The 22,064-nt window shown below is 25.6% G+C and carries 21 protein-coding genes and 1 tRNA gene; 19 read left to right on the forward strand and 3 right to left on the reverse strand.

Annotation, left to right across the window (positions count from 1 at the left end; translation table 11 throughout):
- Window positions 1-94 precede the first annotated feature (94 nt).
- The 10 genes from hisG to metG all read left to right on the forward strand — a co-directional run bounded on the left by hisG (window position 95) and on the right by metG (window position 10,410).
- Entirely contained in the window at window positions 95-994 is a 900-nt protein-coding gene (hisG, locus tag RJT54_RS00365; protein ID WP_343128256.1) for an ATP phosphoribosyltransferase, read from the forward strand.
- A 2-nt stretch (window positions 995-996) separates the two neighbouring features.
- Window positions 997-2,310 (forward strand): histidinol dehydrogenase, encoded by a 1,314-nt coding sequence (hisD, locus tag RJT54_RS00370; protein ID WP_343128257.1) that lies wholly within the window; start codon window positions 997-999, stop codon window positions 2,308-2,310.
- On the forward strand, window positions 2,300-3,370 hold the full coding sequence (gene hisC / locus RJT54_RS00375) for a histidinol-phosphate transaminase (RefSeq protein ID WP_343128258.1): 1,071 nt from the start codon (window positions 2,300-2,302) through the stop codon (window positions 3,368-3,370). The genes hisD and hisC overlap by 11 nt, the downstream gene beginning before the upstream one ends.
- Before the next feature lie 27 nt (window positions 3,371-3,397).
- Complete coding sequence (hisB, locus tag RJT54_RS00380) at window positions 3,398-4,465, forward strand: bifunctional histidinol-phosphatase/imidazoleglycerol-phosphate dehydratase HisB (RefSeq protein WP_343128259.1); 1,068 nt, start codon at window positions 3,398-3,400, stop codon at window positions 4,463-4,465.
- Window positions 4,466-5,056: an imidazole glycerol phosphate synthase subunit HisH gene (gene hisH / locus RJT54_RS00385; protein ID WP_343128260.1), complete on the forward strand. Its 591-nt coding sequence runs from the start codon at window positions 4,466-4,468 to the stop codon at window positions 5,054-5,056.
- A gap of 4 nt (window positions 5,057-5,060) precedes the next feature.
- A complete protein-coding gene (locus tag RJT54_RS00390) occupies window positions 5,061-5,813 on the forward strand; it encodes a 1-(5-phosphoribosyl)-5-[(5-phosphoribosylamino)methylideneamino] imidazole-4-carboxamide isomerase (protein WP_343128261.1) in 753 nt (250 codons plus the stop codon).
- Window positions 5,777-6,553, forward strand: coding sequence for an imidazole glycerol phosphate synthase subunit HisF (gene hisF, locus RJT54_RS00395; protein WP_343128262.1), 777 nt, complete (start codon window positions 5,777-5,779; stop codon window positions 6,551-6,553). The genes RJT54_RS00390 and hisF overlap by 37 nt, the downstream gene beginning before the upstream one ends.
- Window positions 6,547-7,164, forward strand: coding sequence for a bifunctional phosphoribosyl-AMP cyclohydrolase/phosphoribosyl-ATP diphosphatase HisIE (hisIE, locus tag RJT54_RS00400; RefSeq protein WP_343128263.1), 618 nt, complete (start codon window positions 6,547-6,549; stop codon window positions 7,162-7,164). The genes hisF and hisIE overlap by 7 nt, the downstream gene beginning before the upstream one ends.
- A 90-nt stretch (window positions 7,165-7,254) precedes the next feature.
- Entirely contained in the window at window positions 7,255-8,649 is a 1,395-nt protein-coding gene (gndA, locus tag RJT54_RS00405; RefSeq protein ID WP_343128264.1) for an NADP-dependent phosphogluconate dehydrogenase, read from the forward strand.
- A 189-nt stretch (window positions 8,650-8,838) separates the two neighbouring features.
- Window positions 8,839-10,410, forward strand: a complete 1,572-nt coding sequence (metG, locus tag RJT54_RS00410) for a methionine--tRNA ligase (RefSeq protein WP_428994173.1) — start codon at window positions 8,839-8,841, stop codon at window positions 10,408-10,410.
- Here metG and tilS read toward each other — a convergent pair.
- Window positions 10,403-11,698 carry a tRNA lysidine(34) synthetase TilS gene (gene tilS, locus RJT54_RS00415; RefSeq protein WP_343128265.1) on the reverse strand — a complete coding sequence of 432 codons (1,296 nt, stop codon included), beginning with the start codon at window positions 11,696-11,698 and terminating at the stop codon, window positions 10,403-10,405. The genes metG and tilS overlap by 8 nt on opposite strands.
- Window positions 11,699-11,746: 48 nt before the next feature.
- Window positions 11,747-11,820: transfer RNA gene (locus RJT54_RS00420), tRNA-Val, on the reverse strand.
- 135 nt (window positions 11,821-11,955) lie between these two features.
- Here RJT54_RS00420 and RJT54_RS00425 point away from each other — a divergent pair.
- Together RJT54_RS00425 and tyrS are read left to right on the forward strand one after the other, a co-directional pair.
- Complete coding sequence (locus RJT54_RS00425; protein WP_343128266.1) at window positions 11,956-12,588, forward strand: riboflavin synthase subunit alpha; 633 nt, start codon at window positions 11,956-11,958, stop codon at window positions 12,586-12,588.
- Between the two features lie 86 nt (window positions 12,589-12,674).
- On the forward strand, window positions 12,675-13,934 hold the full coding sequence (gene tyrS / locus RJT54_RS00430; protein ID WP_343128267.1) for a tyrosine--tRNA ligase: 1,260 nt from the start codon (window positions 12,675-12,677) through the stop codon (window positions 13,932-13,934).
- Between the two features lie 15 nt (window positions 13,935-13,949).
- Here tyrS and RJT54_RS00435 read toward each other — a convergent pair whose 3' ends face one another.
- Window positions 13,950-14,318, reverse strand: a complete 369-nt coding sequence (locus RJT54_RS00435; RefSeq protein WP_343128268.1) for an iron-sulfur cluster assembly accessory protein — start codon at window positions 14,316-14,318, stop codon at window positions 13,950-13,952.
- Window positions 14,319-14,560: 242 nt separating this feature from the next.
- Between RJT54_RS00435 and RJT54_RS00440 the strand changes: the two genes are divergently transcribed.
- The 7 genes from RJT54_RS00440 (at window position 14,561) to pheT (ending at window position 22,042) form a co-directional block, all read left to right on the forward strand.
- Complete coding sequence (locus RJT54_RS00440) at window positions 14,561-15,607, forward strand: 3-deoxy-7-phosphoheptulonate synthase (protein WP_343128269.1); 1,047 nt, start codon at window positions 14,561-14,563, stop codon at window positions 15,605-15,607.
- A 599-nt stretch (window positions 15,608-16,206) separates the two neighbouring features.
- Window positions 16,207-17,406, forward strand: coding sequence for a threonine--tRNA ligase (thrS, locus tag RJT54_RS00445; protein WP_343128270.1), 1,200 nt, complete (start codon window positions 16,207-16,209; stop codon window positions 17,404-17,406).
- A gap of 17 nt (window positions 17,407-17,423) precedes the next feature.
- Window positions 17,424-17,972: a translation initiation factor IF-3 gene (infC, locus tag RJT54_RS00450; RefSeq protein WP_343128365.1), complete on the forward strand. Its 549-nt coding sequence runs from the start codon at window positions 17,424-17,426 to the stop codon at window positions 17,970-17,972.
- Window positions 17,973-17,998: 26 nt separating this feature from the next.
- Window positions 17,999-18,196, forward strand: a complete 198-nt coding sequence (gene rpmI / locus RJT54_RS00455) for a 50S ribosomal protein L35 (RefSeq protein ID WP_343128271.1) — start codon at window positions 17,999-18,001, stop codon at window positions 18,194-18,196.
- Window positions 18,197-18,246: 50 nt separating this feature from the next.
- Window positions 18,247-18,600 carry a 50S ribosomal protein L20 gene (rplT, locus tag RJT54_RS00460; protein WP_343128272.1) on the forward strand — a complete coding sequence of 118 codons (354 nt, stop codon included), beginning with the start codon at window positions 18,247-18,249 and terminating at the stop codon, window positions 18,598-18,600.
- Window positions 18,601-18,731: 131 nt separating this feature from the next.
- Entirely contained in the window at window positions 18,732-19,706 is a 975-nt protein-coding gene (gene pheS / locus RJT54_RS00465; RefSeq protein ID WP_343128366.1) for a phenylalanine--tRNA ligase subunit alpha, read from the forward strand.
- Window positions 19,706-22,042, forward strand: coding sequence for a phenylalanine--tRNA ligase subunit beta (pheT, locus tag RJT54_RS00470; RefSeq protein ID WP_343128273.1), 2,337 nt, complete (start codon window positions 19,706-19,708; stop codon window positions 22,040-22,042). Before pheS ends, pheT begins: the two co-directional genes overlap by 1 nt.
- Window positions 22,043-22,064 lie beyond the last annotated feature (22 nt).

Genomic DNA, 22,064 nt, shown 5'->3' on the forward strand with positions numbered 1-22,064 from the left:
ATAATATTACAGTATAAAATTTTTTAATGTATTATATAAATTAATACAAGATTAGCATATTTAATATCTTTAGTAATGTTAGCAAGGTAAATTCATGTTTAATAAAAATAGATTACGTATTGCTATACAAAAATCCGGTCGTTTAAGTAAAGAATCTATAAAATTATTAACACAATGCGGAATAAAAATTAATTTAAAACAACAACAGTTAATTTCTTTTGCTGAAAATATGCCTATTGATGTTGTTCGTGTCAGAGATGATGATATTCCTGGTCTAGTAATGGATCAAGTAGTAGATTTGGGTATTATTGGTGAAAATGTTATTGAAGAAGAATCGTTACGTCGCAATGTGCAACCTATTAAATTATTATATAAAATTATACAACGTTTAGATTTTGGTTCTTGTAGATTATCTTTAGCAGTGCCTATTAATCAAGAATATATTGATATTCAATCGTTAAGTCATGCTCGTATTGCAACATCATATCCTTATTTATTAAAAAAATATTTTAATAAAAAAGATGTCGATTTTAATTTTTTTATGTTAAATGGTTCTGTAGAAGTTGCACCAAGTGCTGGTTTAGCTGATGCTATTTGTGATTTGGTTTCAACTGGAGCTACATTGGAAGCTAATGGTTTAAAAGAAGTAGAAGTAATTTACTCTTCTACAGCATGCTTAGTATCTAGAATAGGATATATTTCTGATTTAAAAAAAACATTGATTAATAAATTAATTACCCGTATTCAGGGTGTGATTAAAGCCAGGGAATCAAAATATATTATGTTACATGCGCCGTATTCTAAATTGCAATCTGTAATATCGTTATTACATGGGGCAGAACATCCGACAGTATCTAAGTTAGCGGGTGAAACGGATAAAGTAGCGATACATATGGTTAGTAGTGAAACGTTATTTTGGGAGACGATGGAGAAATTAAAGATTTTAGGAGCTAGTTCAATTTTGGTTTTACCAATCGAAAAAATGATGGAATAAATATGTTTGCGAATCATGAAATATCTTATTGGTATAGGTTAAATCAGCATCAAAGAAATAATATATTATTACGACCGAATATTATTGCATCAGATGATTTAAAAACACGAATTAAGTTAATTTTAGATGAGATTCGAAGATGTGGAGACAATGCGATATTCAAATATACTAAAATATTTGATAAAATAGATTTAAAAACAATAACTGTATCACAAGATAGAATTAATAATTCGGAATTTATTATATCAGATTCTTTAAAACACGCTATTTTAATTGCCAAAAAAAATATTCAATTTTTTCATAATAAACAAAAAATAAATTCTATTGATGTGTATACGCAAGTTGGTGTTCGATGTCAACAAGTTTTTACTCCGATACAATCAGTAGGATTATATGTACCGGGAGGATCTGCTCCTTTATTATCTACTGCATTAATGTTATCAATACCTGCGATTATTGCAGGATGTAAAAATATTATATTATGTTCTCCTCCTCCTATCAGCAATGAAATTTTATATATTGCTAAGTTGTGTAATATTCATCATGTTTTTGAAGTAGGGGGCGCACAAGCTATTGCAGCTCTTGGATTTGGTACGCAGACTATCCCTAAAGTGAATAAAATATTTGGTCCAGGTAATTTATATGTTACTGAAGCTAAAATACAATTAACTCAATTATTACCTGGTTTAGCAATTGATATGATTGCAGGTCCTTCAGAATTATTAATTATCATTGATAAAACTGCGAATCCGGCTTTTGTTGCCGCTGATGTATTATCACAATCAGAGCATGGTGTTGATTCACAAGTAATTATTGTATCTGATAATATTAATATATTACAAAAGGTGTTATTACATATTAATCAACAGGTCTCTAGTTTATCTAGAAAAAATATTATTTTAAAGTCATTAAAAAATCATCAATTTATTTTAACTAAAGATTTATCAGAATGTATTCAAATATCTAATATGTATGCTCCAGAACATTTAATCATTCAAACAAAATATCCTAGAAAATTAATACATGGTATTACCAATGCTGGGTCTATATTTTTAGGACCATGGTCCCCTGAGTCGGTTGGAGATTACGCTTCAGGAACAAATCACGTATTACCTACTAATGGTTATGCTGTTGCTGCATCCGGGTTAGGTATAATAGATTTTCAAAAGAAGATGACTATACAAGAATTAACACCATTTGGATTAAAAAATATTGCCAAAGTAGTGCAAACATTAGCATTTTCTGAAAAAATGGACGCTCATGCACATGCTGTAACAGTACGATGTAATGCGATGAAGGATAAATATGGAAAATAGTATTCAAAAATTGTCCAGAAAAGATATTGTGTTTTTGAAAGCATATCAATCCGCACGATCAATTGGAGGAATAGGACACACTTTATTAAATGCAAACGAATTACCTGTTTTTAATACGTATAGTATAAAAAATGTTATTGTAAATCGTTATCCGGAATGTCAACCGAAAGAAGTAATTTTACAATATTCTGATTATGTTAATCTGCATGTAGGAAATATTTTAGTCAGTCGGGGTTCTGATGAAGCAATTGAATTACTGATGCGTGTTTTTTGTATCCCGTATCGAGATGCAATTATGACATTTTCACCCACCTATACAATGTATTCTAAAATTGCAGAAATTTATGGTATTAAAAATGTGATTGTACCGATGATTAATAATGTATCTTTAAATTTTTCTAAAATTAAGAAAACATTACATCTTGTTAAAATAATATATATATGTCGTCCAAATAACCCTACCGGGCATATATTAGATATTGATAGTATTATTAAAATATTAACATACACTGTTGGTAAAACTATTGTTGTTATTGATGAAGCATATATTGAGTTTTGTATGCGTGAAAATATTGTATTTTTATTAAAACGTTTTGTACATTTAGTCATTTTAAGAACGCTATCTAAAGCTTTTGGTTTAGCTGGTATACGATGTGGATTTACTTTAGCTCATAAAGATATCATAAAATTATTAAGTAAAATAATTACTCCGTATCCATTACCAGTCCCGTCAATTAATATTGCTAAACAAGCATTATTACCATCTGCAATTTTTGATATGAAACACCGAGTCTTACAATTACAGGAGAATAAAATTTATTTATTACGGTTTTTAAAAAAAAGTGATTTGGTACAGTATATTTTTCATAGTGAAACTAATTATATTTTAGTGCAATTCTATAATGCTAAAAATATATTTGATGTATTATGGAGTCAAGGGATAATTTTAAGAAATCAAACACATGAACCTAGTTTACAAGAATGTATTAGAATATCTGTTGGCACTAAAAAAGAGTGTTTACGTTTAATCAGTGCGCTAAAAATTATATCATTAAATTAATGTTCTTGTTTGGAAGGAAGTTATATTGTGCAAGATAAAATATTGTTTGTTGATCGTGATGGAACATTAATTCACGAACCTACTGATAATTTTCAAGTGGATCATCTTCATAAACTAATATTTGAACCTGATGTTATTATAGTGTTAAAAAAGTTAATTACATTAAATTTTAAATTGGTCATGATTACTAATCAAGACGGATTATATACTAAAAGGTTACCATATGATTCATTTATTGTACCACATAAGTTCATGGTTGATATATTTGCTTCACAAGGGATATTTTTTGATTATATATTAATATGTCCGCATTTTGAAAATGATTTATGTAATTGTCGCAAACCTAATATTGAATTAGTGAAACCTTGGATAATAAAAAAATCTTTAGATAAAAAAAATTGTTATGTGATTGGAGATCGAGAGACAGATGTTGAATTAGCAAAAAATATGGGTATTCAAGGTATACTATATAACAAAAATAGTTTTGACTGGAATTGTATTTATAATGTTATTGCTAATAATACACGATATTTTACAAGTGTAAGACATACTACAGAAACTAAAATAAAAATTGAGTTATGGTTAGATAAACCTGGTATTAGCAATATTAATACTGGTATTAATTTTTTTAATCATATGTTAGAACAAATTGCAATTCATAGTAATATTTTGGTTAATATTCATGTTAAAGGTGATATTGATGTTGATGATCATCATATTATTGAGGATACTGGTATTGTTTTAGGGCATACGTTGTTAAAATGTATAGGTAATAAGATGGGAATTAATAGATTTGGGTTTCATATACCTATGGATGAAAGTTCAGCATATTGTTTATTAGATATTTCTGGAAGACCATATTTAAAATTTATTGGTGAATTTAATCGTCAATTTGTCGGTGATTTTAGTACAGATATGGTTGAACATTTTTTTCGCTCATTAGCTTATTCTATGAAAAGTACAATTCATTTGATTAGTTCAGGTATTAATGATCATCATAGAATTGAAAGTCTTTTTAAAGCATTTGCTAGATCTTTAAAACAAGCAGTTAGTATTTCTGGTACTATATTACCTACTTCAAAAGGAATATTATAAATGAATATAGTAATTTTAGATACAAATTGTGCTAATTTGTTATCTTTGAAATTATCTATTGAAAAATTAGGTTATCAGGCTACTATTACAACTGATCATGATATTATTAAAAATGCTGATAAATTATTTATACCTGGTGTAGGTAGTGCCTCAGAAATTATCAAACAATTATCAAGCAGTAATCTTATTCAAGTAATTAAAGATAGTGCATGTCCAACATTAGGAATATGTTTAGGTATGCAATTATTTTCTTCTTGTAGTGCAGAATCTCATGGAATAGAAATGTTAGGTATTGTTAATACTCCGGTTACATTATTAAATTCACAAACATTACCACTACCTCATACAGGTTGGAACCAAGTTTTTTTTGATAAATCTCATCCGTTATTTAATAATATTCAATCAGGTTCATGGTTTTACTTTATTCATAGTTATGCTTTTCCTATAAATAAATATACAATTGCTAGTACTGATTATAATGTAAAATTCAGCTCAGTTATTCAAAAAAATAATTTTTTTGGAGTACAATTTCATCCCGAAAAATCTGGTTCTGTAGGTTCAACACTAATATTCAATTTTTTAGAGATTTAATACTATGATTATTCCAGCAATTGATATATTAAATGGTCAAATAGTGCGCTTATATCAAGGGAAGTATGATTTAGCACAATATTATAATTACGATGTATATGATTTAATAGAAAAATATTTATTACACGGAGTTAAAATTATTCATATAGTTGATTTAGAGTCTGCGCGTTCTCCTAGTAATGATAGAAACAAAATTTTTGATAAAATTATTCATACATTTGGAAATTATATACAATTTGCCGGTGGTGTTCGCTCCGAACGAGATATAGAATATTTGTTATTACATGGCGTGAAACGTGTGGTGATTGGAACTGCAATTATTAATCACATGCATGATGTTGAAAAGTGGATTCATTATTATGGTAGTGAATATATTGTTGCAGCGTTAGATATAAATATTAAAAATAATATTAATCGTATTTTTATTAACGGTTGGAAAAAAAATACTAATCTTTGTTTAGAAAATGTATTAAAAAATTTATCTGATATAGGTATTAAGTATGTATTATGTACAGATATATCTAAAGATGGTACTTTATTAGGACCAAATTTAATACTTTATCAAAATCTAATTAAACAATTTTCTAATATTTATTTTCAATCTTCTGGTGGTGTTTGTTCATTAAATGATATCATTGAACTGAATAAAGTAGGTGTACATGGAGTAATTTTAGGAAAAAGTTTACTGGAAAATAAGTTTACTATTTTGGAGGCAATACAATGTTGGCAAAAAGGATTATCCCTTGCCTCGATGTGAAAGACGGGCATGTTGTGAAAGGTATACAGTTTCGTAATCATGTTATTATGGGTAATATTGTTGATCTTGCAAAAAAATATACTCAAGACGGTGCTGATGAGTTAGTATTTTATGATATTCAAGCATCAACAAATAATTGTTTAGTAAATAAAAAATGGATATCTGAAATTGCAGAAGTCATTGATATTCCATTTTGTGTTGCAGGAGGGATTCAAAATATTTACGATGTAAAGGATATTTTGTCTTTTGGTGCAGATAAAATTTCAATTAATTCTCCGGCTATTAATAATCCTGATTTAATTTCACGTATTGCTGATAGATTTGGATCACAGTGTGTTGTCGTTGGTATAGATTCTTGGTTTGATAAACGAACTCAACAATACGTAGTATGTCAATATACTGGCCGTACAGAATCCACGAAAAAAACATGTTGGGATACAATGACATGGGTCAGAGAAGTACAAAAAAAAGGAGCAGGAGAAATTGTACTTAACATGATGAATCAAGATGGTGTATGTAATGGATATGATTTACAACAACTTAAAGCTGTTAAGGGTATTTGTCATGTTCCATTAATTGCATCTGGAGGAGCTGGTACCATGTCGGATTTTTTTCATGTATTTCAGGAAACTAATATTGATGGTGCATTAGCTGCATCTGTATTTCATAAAAATATTTTTAGTATTCAACAATTAAAAAATTTTTTAATACAACAAGGGATCAGAATTAGATTATGTTAAATAATAAACAATTATTGAGTATTAATTGGAAAAAAGTTCATGGATTAATTCCGTGTATTATACAAAATATTTTTTCCTCTGAAATTTTAATGCATGGTTATATGAATCAAGACGCATTAAATATTACAATAAGAAATAAAGAAATAACTTTTTATTCCCGAACAAAACAAAGACTATGGACTAAAGGTGAGATATCGGGTAATTTTTTAAAGGTAATGGATATTATTATTGATTGTGATCAGGATAGTGTATTATTTTTAGTTAATCCGACAGGTAAAACATGTCATCTAGACAACGCTAGTTGTTTTAATGGAAAAAAATCCAATTACACGGATTTTTTTTATTTAGAAGAAAGTATTAAACAAAAAAAAAATTTTTCTATCAATAAATCATATACTGCACAATTACATAATAATGGTATTAATAGAATAGCTCAAAAGGTAGGAGAAGAAGCAGTGGAAACGGTTATTGCTGCTATTAACACAAATAAAGAAGATTTAATTAATGAATCATCTGACTTAATATATCATTTATTAGTGTTATTACATAATCAGAATTTAAATTTTATTAATATCATACAAAAGTTAAATTTACGTAATCAGAATAATTAAAAAATAAGTACATTTTAATTAATATAAATTTTATTTTTATATATCATATTTCATAAAATTGTTAAATTGCATGTTCTGGAGTTATACAATATGAAAAAAAATGATATTGGAGTAGTTGGTATGGCTGTTATGGGCCGTAATTTAGCCTTGAATATTGCAAATCATGGTTATAATGTCGCTATCTTTAATCGTACTGCACAAAAAACAAAAGATGTTGTACAGAATCAACCAAGAAATATATTACCTTATTTTTTTATTAAAGAGTTTATTAATTCTTTAAAAAAACCACGATGTATTATATTAATGATACAAGCGGGTAATTCTACAGATAGTGTGATTACCTCTCTTATCCCCTATTTAAATTCTGGTGATATTATTATTGATGGTGGTAATTCATTTTATCAAGATACCATTCATCGATATAATGAATTATTAAAAAATAATATTCACTTTATTGGTGCTGGAATATCAGGCGGTGAATATGGAGCGTTAACCGGTCCATCAATTATGCCTGGTGGAGATATACAAGCATATAAAGTAGTTGAGCCTATTTTAAATTCTATATCATCAAAATATGAATCAGAATCGTGTGTATCATATATCGGTCCTGATGGCTCTGGTCATTATGTAAAAATGGTACATAATGGTATTGAATATGCTGATATGCAATTGATTGCAGAAACTTATGGTATACTAAAAAATATTTTAAATTTAAATAATCAAGAAATTGCTGATATTTTTAAGAATTGGAATCAAGGTGAATTAAATAGTTATTTAATTGGTATTACTAAAAATATTTTATTAAAAAAAGATGGTAATGATGATTTGATAGACTGTATTTTAGATGTTGCGGTTAGTAAGGGCACCGGCAAGTGGACATGTCAAGAAGCCTTGGACTTAGAAGAATCGTTAACTATTATTACTAGTTCTGTTTTTGAAAGGTTTTTATCATCATTAAAGTCACAACGTGCTCTGGCTTCAAAAATATTATTAGGTCCTACAGTTACTCCGATTGTTCATAATAAAACTGATTTTATAGAAAAACTAAGGCAATCGTTGTATCTTGGTAAGATTATATCATATGCTCAGGGATTTTCACAATTAGGGAGTGCGTCTAAGAAATATTGTTGGAATTTAAAATGTGGTGAAATTGCGAAAATTTTTCGTGCAGGTTGTATTATTCAAGCGTCCTGTTTAAACAAAATTGTTGAAGTATATAAATATGATGATGTAATAATTAATTTATTGTTATCGCCTTATTTTCAGGATATTTCCAATAGATATCATTATGCATTACGTGAAATTGTATCTTATGTAATTCAACAAGGTATATCTATTCCTGCTTTTTCCGCGGCAATTACTTATTATGATGGTTACCGATCTATAAATTCTACTGCTAATTTAATACAAGCACAAAGAGATTATTTTGGAGCTCATAGTTACAAAAGGTGTGATAAAGAAGGTTTGTATCATACAAATTGGTAAATTTATTTTTTAACATATCATAGTATATAACGTTTAAATAGATTAATGCATTGCTTTATGTTACATATTAATCTATTTAAAATATTTTTATATACTGATTATTATAACAGTTTTTTATGACTTGATGAAAATTATGATTTTAAAAAAAAAATTTTAGTTACTTGCGCATTACCTTATGCAAACGGTTCTATGCATATTGGCCATTTATTAGAACATATTCAGGCAGATATATGGGTACGTTACAAACGTATGTTAGGACATGAAGTTTGGTTTATTTGTGCAGATGATTCACATGGTACGCCAATTTTGCTTAAATCTCGTGCATTACATATTCAACCAAAAAAATTAATATCTGAAATCTTTAAACAACATATACATGATTTAGAGTGTTTTAATATCTCATATAATAATTATTCTTCTACACATCATAGTATAAATTTATATTTTTTAAAAAAAATATATTATACTTTAAAAATTAATAATTTAATTACATTAAATACAATTACACAATTATATGATGTGCAAGAAAATATTTTTTTACCTGATCGTTTTGTTAAAGGTACTTGCCCAAATTGTTATACAATAGATCAATATGGTGATCATTGTGAAGCATGTAATGCTGTATATAAAACTATTGATTTAATTAATCCAATATCAACTATTTCAAATATTGCGCCTGTTTTACGTAATTCAGTACATATATTTTTTAATTTGACAGTTTTGCAAAATAATTTATATCGATGGATGAAAACTGATGTGTTAAATAAACATGTTGTAAATAAAATGAAAGAATGGTTTAACACGGATCTTAAGGCTTGGAATATCTCGAGAGATAAACCCTATTTTGGTTTTAAAATTCCTGATTTAAAAAATAAATATTTTTATGTATGGATGGATGCACCAATTGCTTACATGAGTACATTTAAAACTTTATGTAATAATAACAGATTATTGGATTTTAATGAATTTTGGAATATAAATTCTACTACAGAATTATATCATTTTATTGGTAAAGATATTGTTTATTTTCATGTTTTATTTTGGCCAGCAATGTTAGAGAGTATGCAATTTAGAAAACCGACTCAAATTTTTGTACATGGACATGTCAAAATTCATGGTATAAAAATGTCGAAATCAAAAAATGAATTAATTACTGTACGAAAATGGTTGGAATATTTTGATTCTGATAGTTTACGATATTATTATGCTTCAAAATTATCATCTAAGATAGAAGATTTTGAGTTTAATGTGCAAGATTTTATTCATAAAATTAATGCTGATCTTGTAAATAAAATTGTTAATTTGGCATCTCGTAGTGCAAGTTTTTTAAATAAATATTTTGATAGTATGTTATCAAAAAAATTAGAAAATGAGCAATTATATAAAAAATTTATTTCTGTATCATATAAAATAAAACATTTATTTGAAAATAGAGAATTTAATTTAGTGATACATGAAGTTATACAATTATCTGAAATTGCAAATCAATACTTTAATCATCAAGCACCATGGAAAATATTAATTCCAAAAAATAACATAAAATTACAAGAAATTTGTTCGATGGTAATTAATTTATTTCGAATAATTATGATTTATTTAAAACCTATTGTACCAAATTTAGTGCATAGATCTGAAAAATTTTTATTAACTATTTTAGATTGGAATAGCATACATCTGCCATTGTTAAATCATCGCATTTCTATTTTTAAAACTTTATACCCAAGAATTAATATTAATAATGTGGATGATTTATTTAAATAATGAAATCGATCCATGATAATCTCCAGGTATTAGTATATGTATGTTGATTTTTAATTACTAAAAAACCCATAATAGCAATTAATTTTGTATTATAAAATAATATTGGTATACGATTTCGATTCCAGGGCGCAATTTTATTTTTTTGCCAGAAGTTTTTTCGTGTTGTTTCCCCTATATCTGTACGAATATTTTCATAAAGTTGAAATCGTATATTAATTAAATCAGATGTATTTGGTTTTGGTAATAACATACCATATTGATCTTGTATAATATATCCTAGATGGTTTGGTAATTTTAATGGTTTATAATAATCAAACCAAAATAAAATTCTATTTTTAATATTTTGATGTTTTGGAATATAAAAGATATTATTTTTATATTTTTGAATTGAAATATTTTTTATATTTATTCTATTAATCGTGTTTTGGTTTTTTGTTGTAATAATATTATTGTAAATATTTTTTGTTTCATTATAGGATATGTGATGTTTTTGGTTAAAAAACATCCATCTTCTTAGTAATAATATTTGTATTGCTTTAGGATATATATAAAATTTTGAAATGTTTAATGTATCAGTAAATAATGAAATATCATGAATGATTTGATCTAAAAAATAATTTATGGCTATATTTTGATCATAACATAATCGCATACTTCGAATACAGTTTTGTATGAAATATGGCCATCTTTTTTGTATTGGTATAATAATTTTATTTCTAATAAAATTCCGGTCATATTTATTGATGTAATTACTATCATCTTCAACCCAATTAATATTTTTTTTTATAGCCCATGTCTCTAATTGTTCTTTTGAAATATTTAATAATGGTCGAATAATTTTTTTATTTTTATTAAAAAAACTTTTTTGTAATATTCCGGATAATCCAGAAATTCCACTACCTCTTTTTAATGATAAGAATAATGTTTCACATTGATCATTGCTATGATGTCCGGTTACTAATATTTCATCTGGTAACATATGTTCTGCAATAATTTTATAACGTAATTTTCTTGCAGTTTCTTGAATATTATTTTTGGTTTGGATATGTAATGTTTTAATAATGATTGGAATGGAATATTTTTTACATATTTTTCGACAATATTGAGCCCATGAAAAAGATTGTTTATTTAATTGATGATTAATATGAATTGCACGTAATTTTAAAAACGGGATTTGTTTGATAAATGGTATTAGTTGGTATAATAATACTGTTGAATCTAATCCACCACTATAAGAAATTAAAATTTTTTGGTTATTTTTAATATTTTTTATAAAGTCTTTAATCAAATTTTAAAACCTAAATATGTCATGTAGTTAAAATAGAGGTATTACTTGTGCGTTCGAGTGGATTTGAACCACTGACTTTCACCATGTCATGGTGACACTCTAACCAACTGAGTTACGAACGCTAGTGTTAATTAAATTAATTTAATACATTATATATCATAATATTATGAATATATAATATTTGTTTTTTGTAATAATTTATAATATATAAATTATTATATTATAATTAATTTTTTATTTTATTATATAGGGTAAATATGTTTACTGGTATCGTCCATGGAATTGCTGTAGTATTATCTATTCAAAAACAAAAAAATTTTCAAACATTTAAAATGCAATTCCCATCATATTTAATACATGATATTAAAATTGGAGATTCGATTTCAAATAACGGCTGTTGTTTAACTGTTTCAAAAATGTATGATAATAATATTTATTTTGATGCAATGGATGAAACTTTAAAGACAACAAATCTTGGATTATTGCAAATTGGTTCTTTAGTGAATATTGAACGGTCGTTAAAATTTGGTGATGAAGTAGGTGGGCATTTAATGTCTGGGCATATTATAGGAACAGCCAAAATATTAAATGTTATTAATTATAATAATAATAAAAAAATTTTCTTTCAGGTAAAGAATGATCGTATTATGAAATATATTTTCTTAAAGGGCTTTATTGGTGTTAATGGTATCAGTTTAACTGTTAGTGATGTATATAAAAACATTTTTTGTGTATATTTTGTGCCAGAAACCATTATTTCTACAAATATTAAGAATAAAACCATTAATTCAATAGTAAATATTGAAGTTGATTATTATACACAAATTGTTGTAGATAAATTAGATTATTATCTGAAGTATTATTCTGTTAAGAATGTATCTCATATATAATATCTTTGGTAATAACAGATATGTTTCATGTATTTTGTATTATTCATTTTCGTTTTTTATATCGTGATTAGGTAATTTAATATTTTATGAGTACAAAAAATTTATTTTATGAATTAAAATCTAGAGGATTTATTAATAATATTAGTAATATTGTTGATTTCACACTTAGACTTGAAAATTCTAATCTTACCGTGTATTGTGGTTTTGACCCCACAGCTGATAGTTTACATATTGGACATTTATTACCACTATTGTGTTTAAAATGGTTTCAAAAATATGGCCATAAAATTATCGTTTTATTAGGTTATGCTACTAGTTTAATTGGTGATCCTAGTTTTAAAGAAAAAGAGAGAACATTAGAAATACCAGATCAATTATTTAAATGGACTCAAAATATTATTAATCAATTAAAAATTTTTTTTCAAGAAAAACAATTAGAAAAACTGATTATTGTAAATAATTATGACTGGTTTAAAGAAATTAATATAATTTCATTTTTGCGTGATACAGGGAAATTATTTTCAGTAAATAATATGATAAATAAAGCATCAGTCCAAAATCGTATTCATAGAGCTGATCAAGGAATATCATTTACAGAATTTTCTTATAGTATACTACAAGCATACGATTTTTTACATTTATATAAAACACATAAAGTGACTTTACAAATTGGTGGTGCAGATCAGTGGGGAAATATTGTTTCTGGTATTGATTTAATACGTAAAATATATCGTGATCAAGTTTTTGGATTTACTATTCCACTATTGATTTCTTCAGATGGTGTAAAATTTGGTAAAACTGAGAAAAACAAAACAATTTGGTTAAATAGTAAACGTACTAGTCCGTATACTTTTTATCAATTTTGGTTGAATATAGATGATAAACAAGTATATCCTTTGTTAAAGTTATTTACTTTTATTGATTTAAAAACAATTCAGGACATGTATAATTCAAATTGCAACATTCAAGAGGTTAAATTAATGCTTGCAAATTTTGTTACACAATTTGTACATGGTAAAAATCAATTATGTGCTGTACAAAGAATTACTAATAATTTATTTAATGGAAATATTGAGGAGTTAAAAAAAACTGATTTTTATCAGTTACAACAAGATGGTATATATTCTATACCAGTATCTACAGAAGATTTAAAACAAGTATTAGTAAACGCGAAATTTGCTGCATCACGTAGTGATGCATACCGTTTAGTGACTAGTCATGCAATTAAGGTTAATAATAGAAAAGAAAATAATCCCAATTATAAATTTAATAATTTAGATAAATTATTTAATAAATTTACCATATTAACTAAAGGTAAAAAAAAACATCTTTTATTATTATGGTAATACACTATCTTGTATTTAACACGTTATATGAAAACTATCACCGCACCCACAATATTTGTTAATTATTGGATTTATAAATTTAATATACATATTAATGCCATCGGTTGTTACATAATCTATATGTGTTTTATCTAACCAAACCATATATTTATTTGGGATATATATTTTAATATATTTATTTTCGTAAATATAAAACTCACTTTCATGTTTTAGGTGATGTGTTTTTAAAAATGATAACTGATATCGAAAGCCAGCACATCCTGATTTTTTAACTTCAATTTTGATACCAATTATATTTTTTTCTTTTTGGATTAAGTTATAAAAATATTTTTGTGCTGTTTTTGTAAGTGTAATACCTGTCCATTTTTTTTTTTTAATATGCATATATTTATTTTTTCAAATATTTAACATAATTATAGTTATGTATTTTACATTATATTAGAACATATTTTTAAATTTTAGTAATAAATCTGTCATGATATTGATTTGATCGTATTATTTATGTTGTGTATGTTTTAATAAAAGAAATGATGATGGTAGAATATCGATTTTATGAAATTTCATTATATTTATTTAATTATATTATTATATTTATAGTTTAAAAATAACTTGATTTTGAGAATAATATGAGAAAAACAGATGAATTGCGTACTATACGCATTGATCCATTAATTACGCCTGTAGATTTAGCAAAACGATATCCATTAACTTCAGATATTGTTGATAATGTTATTCTTACAAGATTAAATATCGCAAATATCATGACAGGAAGGGATAAACGATTATTGGTAATTATTGGTCCTTGCTCATTACATGATCCTATTGCTGCTGTAGAATATGCACAACAATTATTCACATTACGTAAACAATACTGTAATCAACTTGAAATTGTTATGCGTACTTATTTTGAAAAACCACGAACTGTTGTTGGCTGGAAAGGATTAATTTCAGATCCTGATCTTGATAATAGTTTTAAAGTGAATCACGGGTTATCAGTAGCAAGAAAACTATTATTAGATATTAATGCAATAGGTATGCCAGCTGCAACAGAATTTTTAGATATGGTTCTTGGACAATTTATTGCAGATTTGATTAGTTGGGGAGCGATTGGAGCTCGAACCACTGAAAGTCAAATTCATAGGGAAATGGCATCATCATTATCTTGTCCGGTTGGCTTTAAAAATGGCACAGATGGCAATATTAATATTGCGATTGATGCAATTCGTGCAGCTCAAGTACGACATTTATTTTTTGCTCCAAATAAAAGCGGTCAAATGACAATTAATCATACTACTGGTAATCCTTATTCGCATATCATTATGAGAGGAGGAAAACATCCAAATTATCATGCTGATGATATTCAGAATGCAGTAAAAAAATTAAGAAAATTTCAGTTACCGGAATATGTTATGATTGATTGTAGTCATGGTAATTGTTTAAAGCAGCATCGTGTGCAATGTGATGTAGCAGATTCAATATGTAAACAAATTGTTGATGGTACAAAAAATATTTCTGGCGTAATGATTGAAAGTTTTTTAAAAGAAGGGACACAGAATGCTTTTCCTAAACAAAATTTAATATATGGTAAATCAATTACTGATCCTTGTTTGGGATGGGACGATAGTTTACGTGTTATTGCACAGTTAGCGAAATCTATTGAGCGTCGTTTATAAAAAATGATGCCAGTCGAAGTGACTGGTATCTTTTATATTATATATGATGAGAGTAATATTGATTTAATTATAAAATATATTATAATGTTCTTGTATAATGTGTGTTATGCAATATTATTGATTATATAAGCTGTTATTCTTCTTGTGATATATTTATGAATTTTGATACAAAATATTATTTTTATTAAGTATATTAAGTGAGATGATTTATTTTTATTTTTTTATTTATAATTAGGTAAGCTATATTTTTAGTGATATTTTATATATGTGATATCAAGTATACACATACTATTATAAATAAAAAAATTTTCTTGTATGTATCATATATAATATAGTATGCTTAATATTAAGTATAAATAATATTTTATTTTATAAAATAGTTATATTTATGTACTATTGTAAGTAGAATATTATTTTAAATATATTTTAAGATAAAAAATATGTTTTTTTATGACAGGTATTTTAATTTTTTAAATATTGTATCTTGATAAGATAAAAAATTTTTCTTTTTAATAATAACAAATAGTATATGTAATTTTTATATCTTGAATAAGTTTTTACAGAATATGTATGGTATGATTTAGTTGGATAAATTAATAATGATAGATAAACAAGATCATAGAAAAATCAATAAAATTATGCGTTTGTACCATAAACAAAAAGAAGCTCCAGGTATGATATTTTGGCATCATAATGGATGGATCATTTTTAATGAATTAAAAAAATTTGTGAGTATGCAATTAAATAAATGGAATTATCAAGAAGTAAATACACCGATTATGTTAAGTAAATCTTTATGGAATGTTAGTGGTCATTTAGAAAATTTTTTTGAATCAATTTTTTTTACACATTCAGACAATAAAAAATATTGTATTAAACCAATGAATTGTCCCGCACATATACAAATATTTAATAAATATTTAAAATCATATCGTGATCTTCCGGTACGAATAGCAGAATTTGGTATTTGTCACCGTAACGAAACATCTGGTGCATTATATGGGTTAATGCGATTAAAAAGCTTTACACAAGATGATGCGCATATATTTTGTACACAAAATCAAATACAACAAGAAATAGTTAATTGTATTAATATGATTATAGAGTCTTATTTAGTCTTTGGGTTTAAAAAAATTCATATTAAATTTTCTACGCGTCCTGAAAAAAGAATTGGAACAGATGAAATTTGGGATAAAGCAGAATTAAGTTTAAAATATGCGTTATCTGATAGTAATCTTGATTTTGAATATCAACATGGCGAAGGTGCATTTTATGGTCCTAAAATTGAATTTATTTTAGAAGATTACTTAAATAGATTATGGCAATGTGGTACAATACAACTAGATTTTTATTTACCAGATCGTTTTGGATCATATTATATTGATGATAATAACAATCGTAAAATACCAATTATGATTCATCGTGCAATATTAGGATCAATAGAGCGATTTATTGGAATTTTATTAGAACAATATTCAGGATTAATGCCAGTATGGTTATCACCTATTCAAGTGATGCTGATTAATATTAATGATAATCATAGTCAATATGTTATTGATCTGGCTGCTAAATTATGCAAATTAAATATTAGAGTTCGATATAATATAAAGAATGAAAAAATTAATTTAAAAATAAGAAAGTATATTGTTGAAAAAATTCCTTATATATTAATTTGTGGTGATCAAGAAATACGTAATAATCAGATTAGTGTTCGTGATAGAAATAATGAAACTACAATTATGAGTATTAAGGATTTTATAAAAAAAATACAGTATGAAATTGATTTTCGTGTGCTATAAACTTTGGAGGAATAAGTATTAAATCGAGTAAACGTATTCAATGTATGAAAAATAATCGTATTAATGATGAAATTCGAGCAAATAAAATTAGGTTAATTGGTGTAAATAACGAATTAATTGGTATTGTAACGATTGATGTAGGTTTACAATATGCAAGAAAATTAAAATTAGATCTAGTAGAAATTAGTCCTAATGCAAATCCAATTGTTTGTCGTATTATGGATTATGGTAAATTTTTATACAAAAAAAGTAAAAATTTGAAAGAACAAAAGAAAAAACAAAAAACGATACAAATTAAAGAAGTAAAATTTAGGCCTAATACTGATATTGGTGATTATCATGTTAAAGTAAATCATTTAATACGATTTTTACAACAAGGACATAAAGTAAAAATTACATTACGATTTCGTGGTCGAGAAATGGCATATCAACATATTGGTATTTCTATGTTAAATAGGATTAAAGATGATTTAATGAAAATATCAATTATAGAGTCATTTCCTAAAAAAATAGAAGGTCGTCAGATGTTAATGATTTTATCACCTAAAAAAATTAATACTTTATGAATTTAACTTTAGTACAGGTCATATTTATGCCTAAGATGAAAACATTGAAAAGTGCTTCCAAACGTTTTAAGAATATTAATGATGGAAAATTTAAACGAAAACAAGCAAATTTAAGACATATTTTAACAAAAAAAACATCTAATCGGAAAAGACATTTGCAAAAAAAAATTTTGGTATCAAAATCTGATACAAATCATGTGCGATCCTTTTTTCCGTATATGTAATTTTTTTACGATTATAATATTTATGATAATATTTTTAGAAAGGGGTGTACATGGCTCGTGTTAAACGGGGTGTAACTGCACATTCAAAACATAAAAAACTTTTGAAAAAAGCGAAAGGATATTATGGTGCTAGATCGCGTGTTTATCGTGTTGCAAAACAAGCAGTCATTAAAGCTGGTCAATATGCATATCGTGATAGAAGACAAAAAAAACGACAATTTCGAAAATTATGGATAACACGTATTAATGCAGCTGTACGTATACATGATATTTCATATAGTAGTTTTATGTTTGGATTAAAAAAAATGGATATAACAATTAATCGTAAAATATTATCAAATATTGCTATTATTGATAATGGTACTTTTGAGACCTTAGTAGAAAATGTAAAAAATAATTTATAATAATTATTTTATCGTATGATACTAATATTTTGATATAAGCTTCCTATTATGGAAGCTTTTATAAATATATACTTTTAGGTAGCATTGTGAACGAAGAAAATATTGTATTTAATGATAAACAATTTCTTACTATTTTTAAAACAGAATGCAGTAATGTTAAAACAACAACTGAATTGGATAAATTAAGAATTAAATATCTTGGAAGAAAAGGTTTAATTCCATATTATATTAAAAAATTTCAGTCTTTGGTATTAATAGAACGTAAATATTTTTGTAAAAAAATTAATGTTGTTAAAAATAAAATTTATACATTGATTAATATAAAAAAAATATTTCTTGAAGATTTATATACTCAAAAAAAAAAAAATACACCTTACATAGATATTTCTCTGCCAGGCAGAAGGAGCGATATTGGTGCTATACATCCAATTACTGGTATGTTGTATTATATTGAATCTATTTTTTGTCAGTTAGGTTTTCAAATTATTTATAATGGTTTTGAAGTAGAAGATCAATACCATAATTTTGATGCTTTAAATATACCTGTATTTCATCCTGCTCGTAATATGCAAGATACATTTTGGTTTAATGCGAATGATTTATTACGCACTCAAACATCAAATATGCAAATTCATGCTTTAGAGAAAAAGAAATTACCGATTAAAATTATCATGCCGGGGAAAGTATATCGTAAAGATTATGATCAAACACATAGTCCAATGTTTCATCAGATTGAAGGTTTAATAATTGATAAAGATATTAGTTTTTCTAATTTAAAATGGATTATAAAGAATTTTTTAAGTATTTTTTTTGAAAAAAAAATGACTTTTAGATTTCGAGCATCTTATTTTCCATTTACTGTATTATCTGCAGAAGTAGATATTATGAATCATAGCAATTCTTGGTTAGAAGTTTTAGGATGTGGTATGGTTCATCCAAATATTTTAAAACAATTTGATATTGATACTACAATTTATTCTGGTCTGGCTTTTGGGATGGGTATAGAACGTATGATTATGTTATATTATGGAGTAAATGATTTACGTGCATTTTTAAAAAATGATTTAAAATTTTTACAACAATTTAAACAAGGCAGGTATTATTAATGAAGTTAAGTGAGCAATCTTTACGAAATTGGATTGACACAAAATTAAATATTCAAGCTATTTGCGAACAGTTAACCATGTCTGGTTTAGAAGTAGAAGATATTCAATATTATATAAAAAAATTTAGTTATATTTATATTGGTGAAATTATTGCATTGCAACAACACCCTAATGTTACTTATTTAATTATTGTGCAAATTAATCTTGGTAAAAAAATTGTTAATATTGTTTGTGAGAGTGGTATAGTATCAAAAAATATGAAAGTTTTTGTTGCATGCCATGGTGCAAAATTATGCAACAAAAATATTATAGAAACTATGAATATTCAAGGAATAACCTCTGAAGGTGTAATTTGTACATTGAGTGATTTAGGTTTTATTGATTATAAAAATACAATTATTGTATTACCATATTCTAGCTCGATTGGGTTATGTGTTATGGATTACATATTTTATCAAGATACAATTATTAAAATTAATACTATGTTTAATAGATTAGATGTATTAGGTGCGTTTGGTGTTGCTCGTGATGTTGCAATTTTAAATAATTTACCAATCCCAAAAATCATGCGTATAAATATACCAGTGACTATTACAGACTATTGTAAAATATGTGTTGAAGATCATAATATCGTTTATCGTTGTTGTGGGGTATTGATTAGAAATATCAATTTAAACATTAAAACACCTATTTGGATGAAGGAAAAATTAAGAAAATATGATATTAATTCTGTAAATATTGTTGTAGATATTATTAATTATGTTTTTATAGAATTAGGGCAATCGATATATTCATTTAGTTTTTTTGATCAAATATATGATATTATTGTTAGCTGTAAAAATAATAATATGTATTGTATGAAGTACAATAATCATGTTATATCCTTTTTAGGAAATATTGATTTTAATATGTTACCTATTAATGTAAATGATACAAATTTATTTATTGGATCATTTTTTATAGATCCTAATATTTTAAATCATTCTCTTTATTATGCAAAAAATAAATATCAATTTAAAACAAGTGAATATTTTGTTGATCCGGTGTATCAAGAACAAATAATAGAATATGCAACAAATTTATTTATAAGAATTTGCGGTGGTAATGTTAGTAAAAGGACATGTATACAATCTAATAATTATCATAATTTTATATATAGAAAAATTAAATTATCACATACTTATATTATTAAAATCCTTGGTAATCATATTTCGCGTGATGTGATTGAAAAAATATTAATTCAATTAAAATATAAAATTATTTTAATAAATAATATTTGGTATGTGATTCCTCCTTCTTGGCGTATGGATATATTAAGTGTTGAAGATGTGATTTCAGATATGATGAGAATTTATCAATATGATAAAATATTACCTGTTCCTTTAATAAATAAAAGCATGATATTACAGAGTAATAAATTAGAAAATTTTTTAAAACGAGTAAAATATACATTAATAGATCGCGGTTATTATGAGGTGATTAATTATAGTTTTATTGACCCTAAAATACAAAGTTATTTTCATAAAAAACAAAAATATTTATCTTTAATGAATCCGATATCACAAGATATGTCATGTATGCGGCGTTCAATTTGGCCAGGTTTAATAAAGACTTTGTTATATCATCAAAACCGTCAACATCATGAAATACGCTTTTTTGAAAGCGGGTTATGTTTTATACCTGACCTGATGAATAAGTTAGGTGTACATCAAAACTTACATTTTGCTGGAATTATTAGTAATATCGATTATAAAAAGCATCATTGGGATATATCTGCTAGACGGTTTGATTTTTATGATTTAAAAGGAGATATTGAATCTATTTTTGATACAATAGGATATTTAGAAAATATTATATTTAAAAGAAAAGAAATACCTGGTTTACATGTTAGCAATAGTGTAGAAATTATGCTTGATAAGCATATTATTGGTATTATGGGTGAAATAGATCCATTTGTTTTAAAGAAATTGCATATAAATTATTCAACTTTTGTGTTTGAATTATTTTGGCATAAGATAGAATTCAAAGATCAGGTTTTTGTAAAAAAAATATCAGATTTTCCGCATAGCATTAGAGATATTTCAATTATTGTAAATGAAAATATGCTAATTGGAGATTTAGTATTATGTTTACGTAAACAATTTTTAAATGAAATTCATACAATTAAAATATCTGATATATATACAGGACATACTATTAAAAATGGTAAAAAAAGTGTTACATTAACATTGTTATTTCAGAGTATCTATAAAACACTGACAGATGATTATATTAATGATATTATAAAACGTTTTTTACAATATTTATACGATAATTTTCATGCAGTATTAAGGTAGAAATATGATATAAACAGTTATT

It is taken from the genome of Buchnera aphidicola (Takecallis taiwana) (assembly GCF_039355125.1).
GTDB classification, from domain to species: domain Bacteria; phylum Pseudomonadota; class Gammaproteobacteria; order Enterobacterales; family Enterobacteriaceae; genus Buchnera_L; species Buchnera_L aphidicola_AG.

Bases quoted from the DNA above. Each gene is read 5' to 3' on its own strand.
- hisG (WP_343128256.1), top strand. From the start codon at position 95: ATGTTTAATAAAAATAGATTACGTATTGCTATACAAAAATCCGGTCGT.
- hisD (WP_343128257.1), top strand. From the start codon at position 997: ATGTTTGCGAATCATGAAATATCTTATTGGTATAGGTTAAATCAGCAT.
- hisC (WP_343128258.1), top strand. From the start codon at position 2,300: ATGGAAAATAGTATTCAAAAATTGTCCAGAAAAGATATTGTGTTTTTG.
- hisH (WP_343128260.1), top strand. From the start codon at position 4,466: ATGAATATAGTAATTTTAGATACAAATTGTGCTAATTTGTTATCTTTG.
- RJT54_RS00390 (WP_343128261.1), top strand. From the start codon at position 5,061: ATGATTATTCCAGCAATTGATATATTAAATGGTCAAATAGTGCGCTTA.
- hisF (WP_343128262.1), top strand. From the start codon at position 5,777: ATGTTGGCAAAAAGGATTATCCCTTGCCTCGATGTGAAAGACGGGCAT.
- hisIE (WP_343128263.1), top strand. From the start codon at position 6,547: ATGTTAAATAATAAACAATTATTGAGTATTAATTGGAAAAAAGTTCAT.
- gndA (WP_343128264.1), top strand. From the start codon at position 7,255: ATGAAAAAAAATGATATTGGAGTAGTTGGTATGGCTGTTATGGGCCGT.
- metG (WP_428994173.1), top strand. From the start codon at position 8,839: ATGCATATTGGCCATTTATTAGAACATATTCAGGCAGATATATGGGTA.
- RJT54_RS00425 (WP_343128266.1), top strand. From the start codon at position 11,956: ATGTTTACTGGTATCGTCCATGGAATTGCTGTAGTATTATCTATTCAA.
- tyrS (WP_343128267.1), top strand. From the start codon at position 12,675: ATGAGTACAAAAAATTTATTTTATGAATTAAAATCTAGAGGATTTATT.
- RJT54_RS00435 (WP_343128268.1), bottom strand. From the start codon at position 14,318: ATGCATATTAAAAAAAAAAAATGGACAGGTATTACACTTACAAAAACA.
- RJT54_RS00440 (WP_343128269.1), top strand. From the start codon at position 14,561: ATGAGAAAAACAGATGAATTGCGTACTATACGCATTGATCCATTAATT.
- thrS (WP_343128270.1), top strand. From the start codon at position 16,207: ATGATAGATAAACAAGATCATAGAAAAATCAATAAAATTATGCGTTTG.
- rpmI (WP_343128271.1), top strand. From the start codon at position 17,999: ATGCCTAAGATGAAAACATTGAAAAGTGCTTCCAAACGTTTTAAGAAT.
- rplT (WP_343128272.1), top strand. From the start codon at position 18,247: ATGGCTCGTGTTAAACGGGGTGTAACTGCACATTCAAAACATAAAAAA.
- pheT (WP_343128273.1), top strand. From the start codon at position 19,706: ATGAAGTTAAGTGAGCAATCTTTACGAAATTGGATTGACACAAAATTA.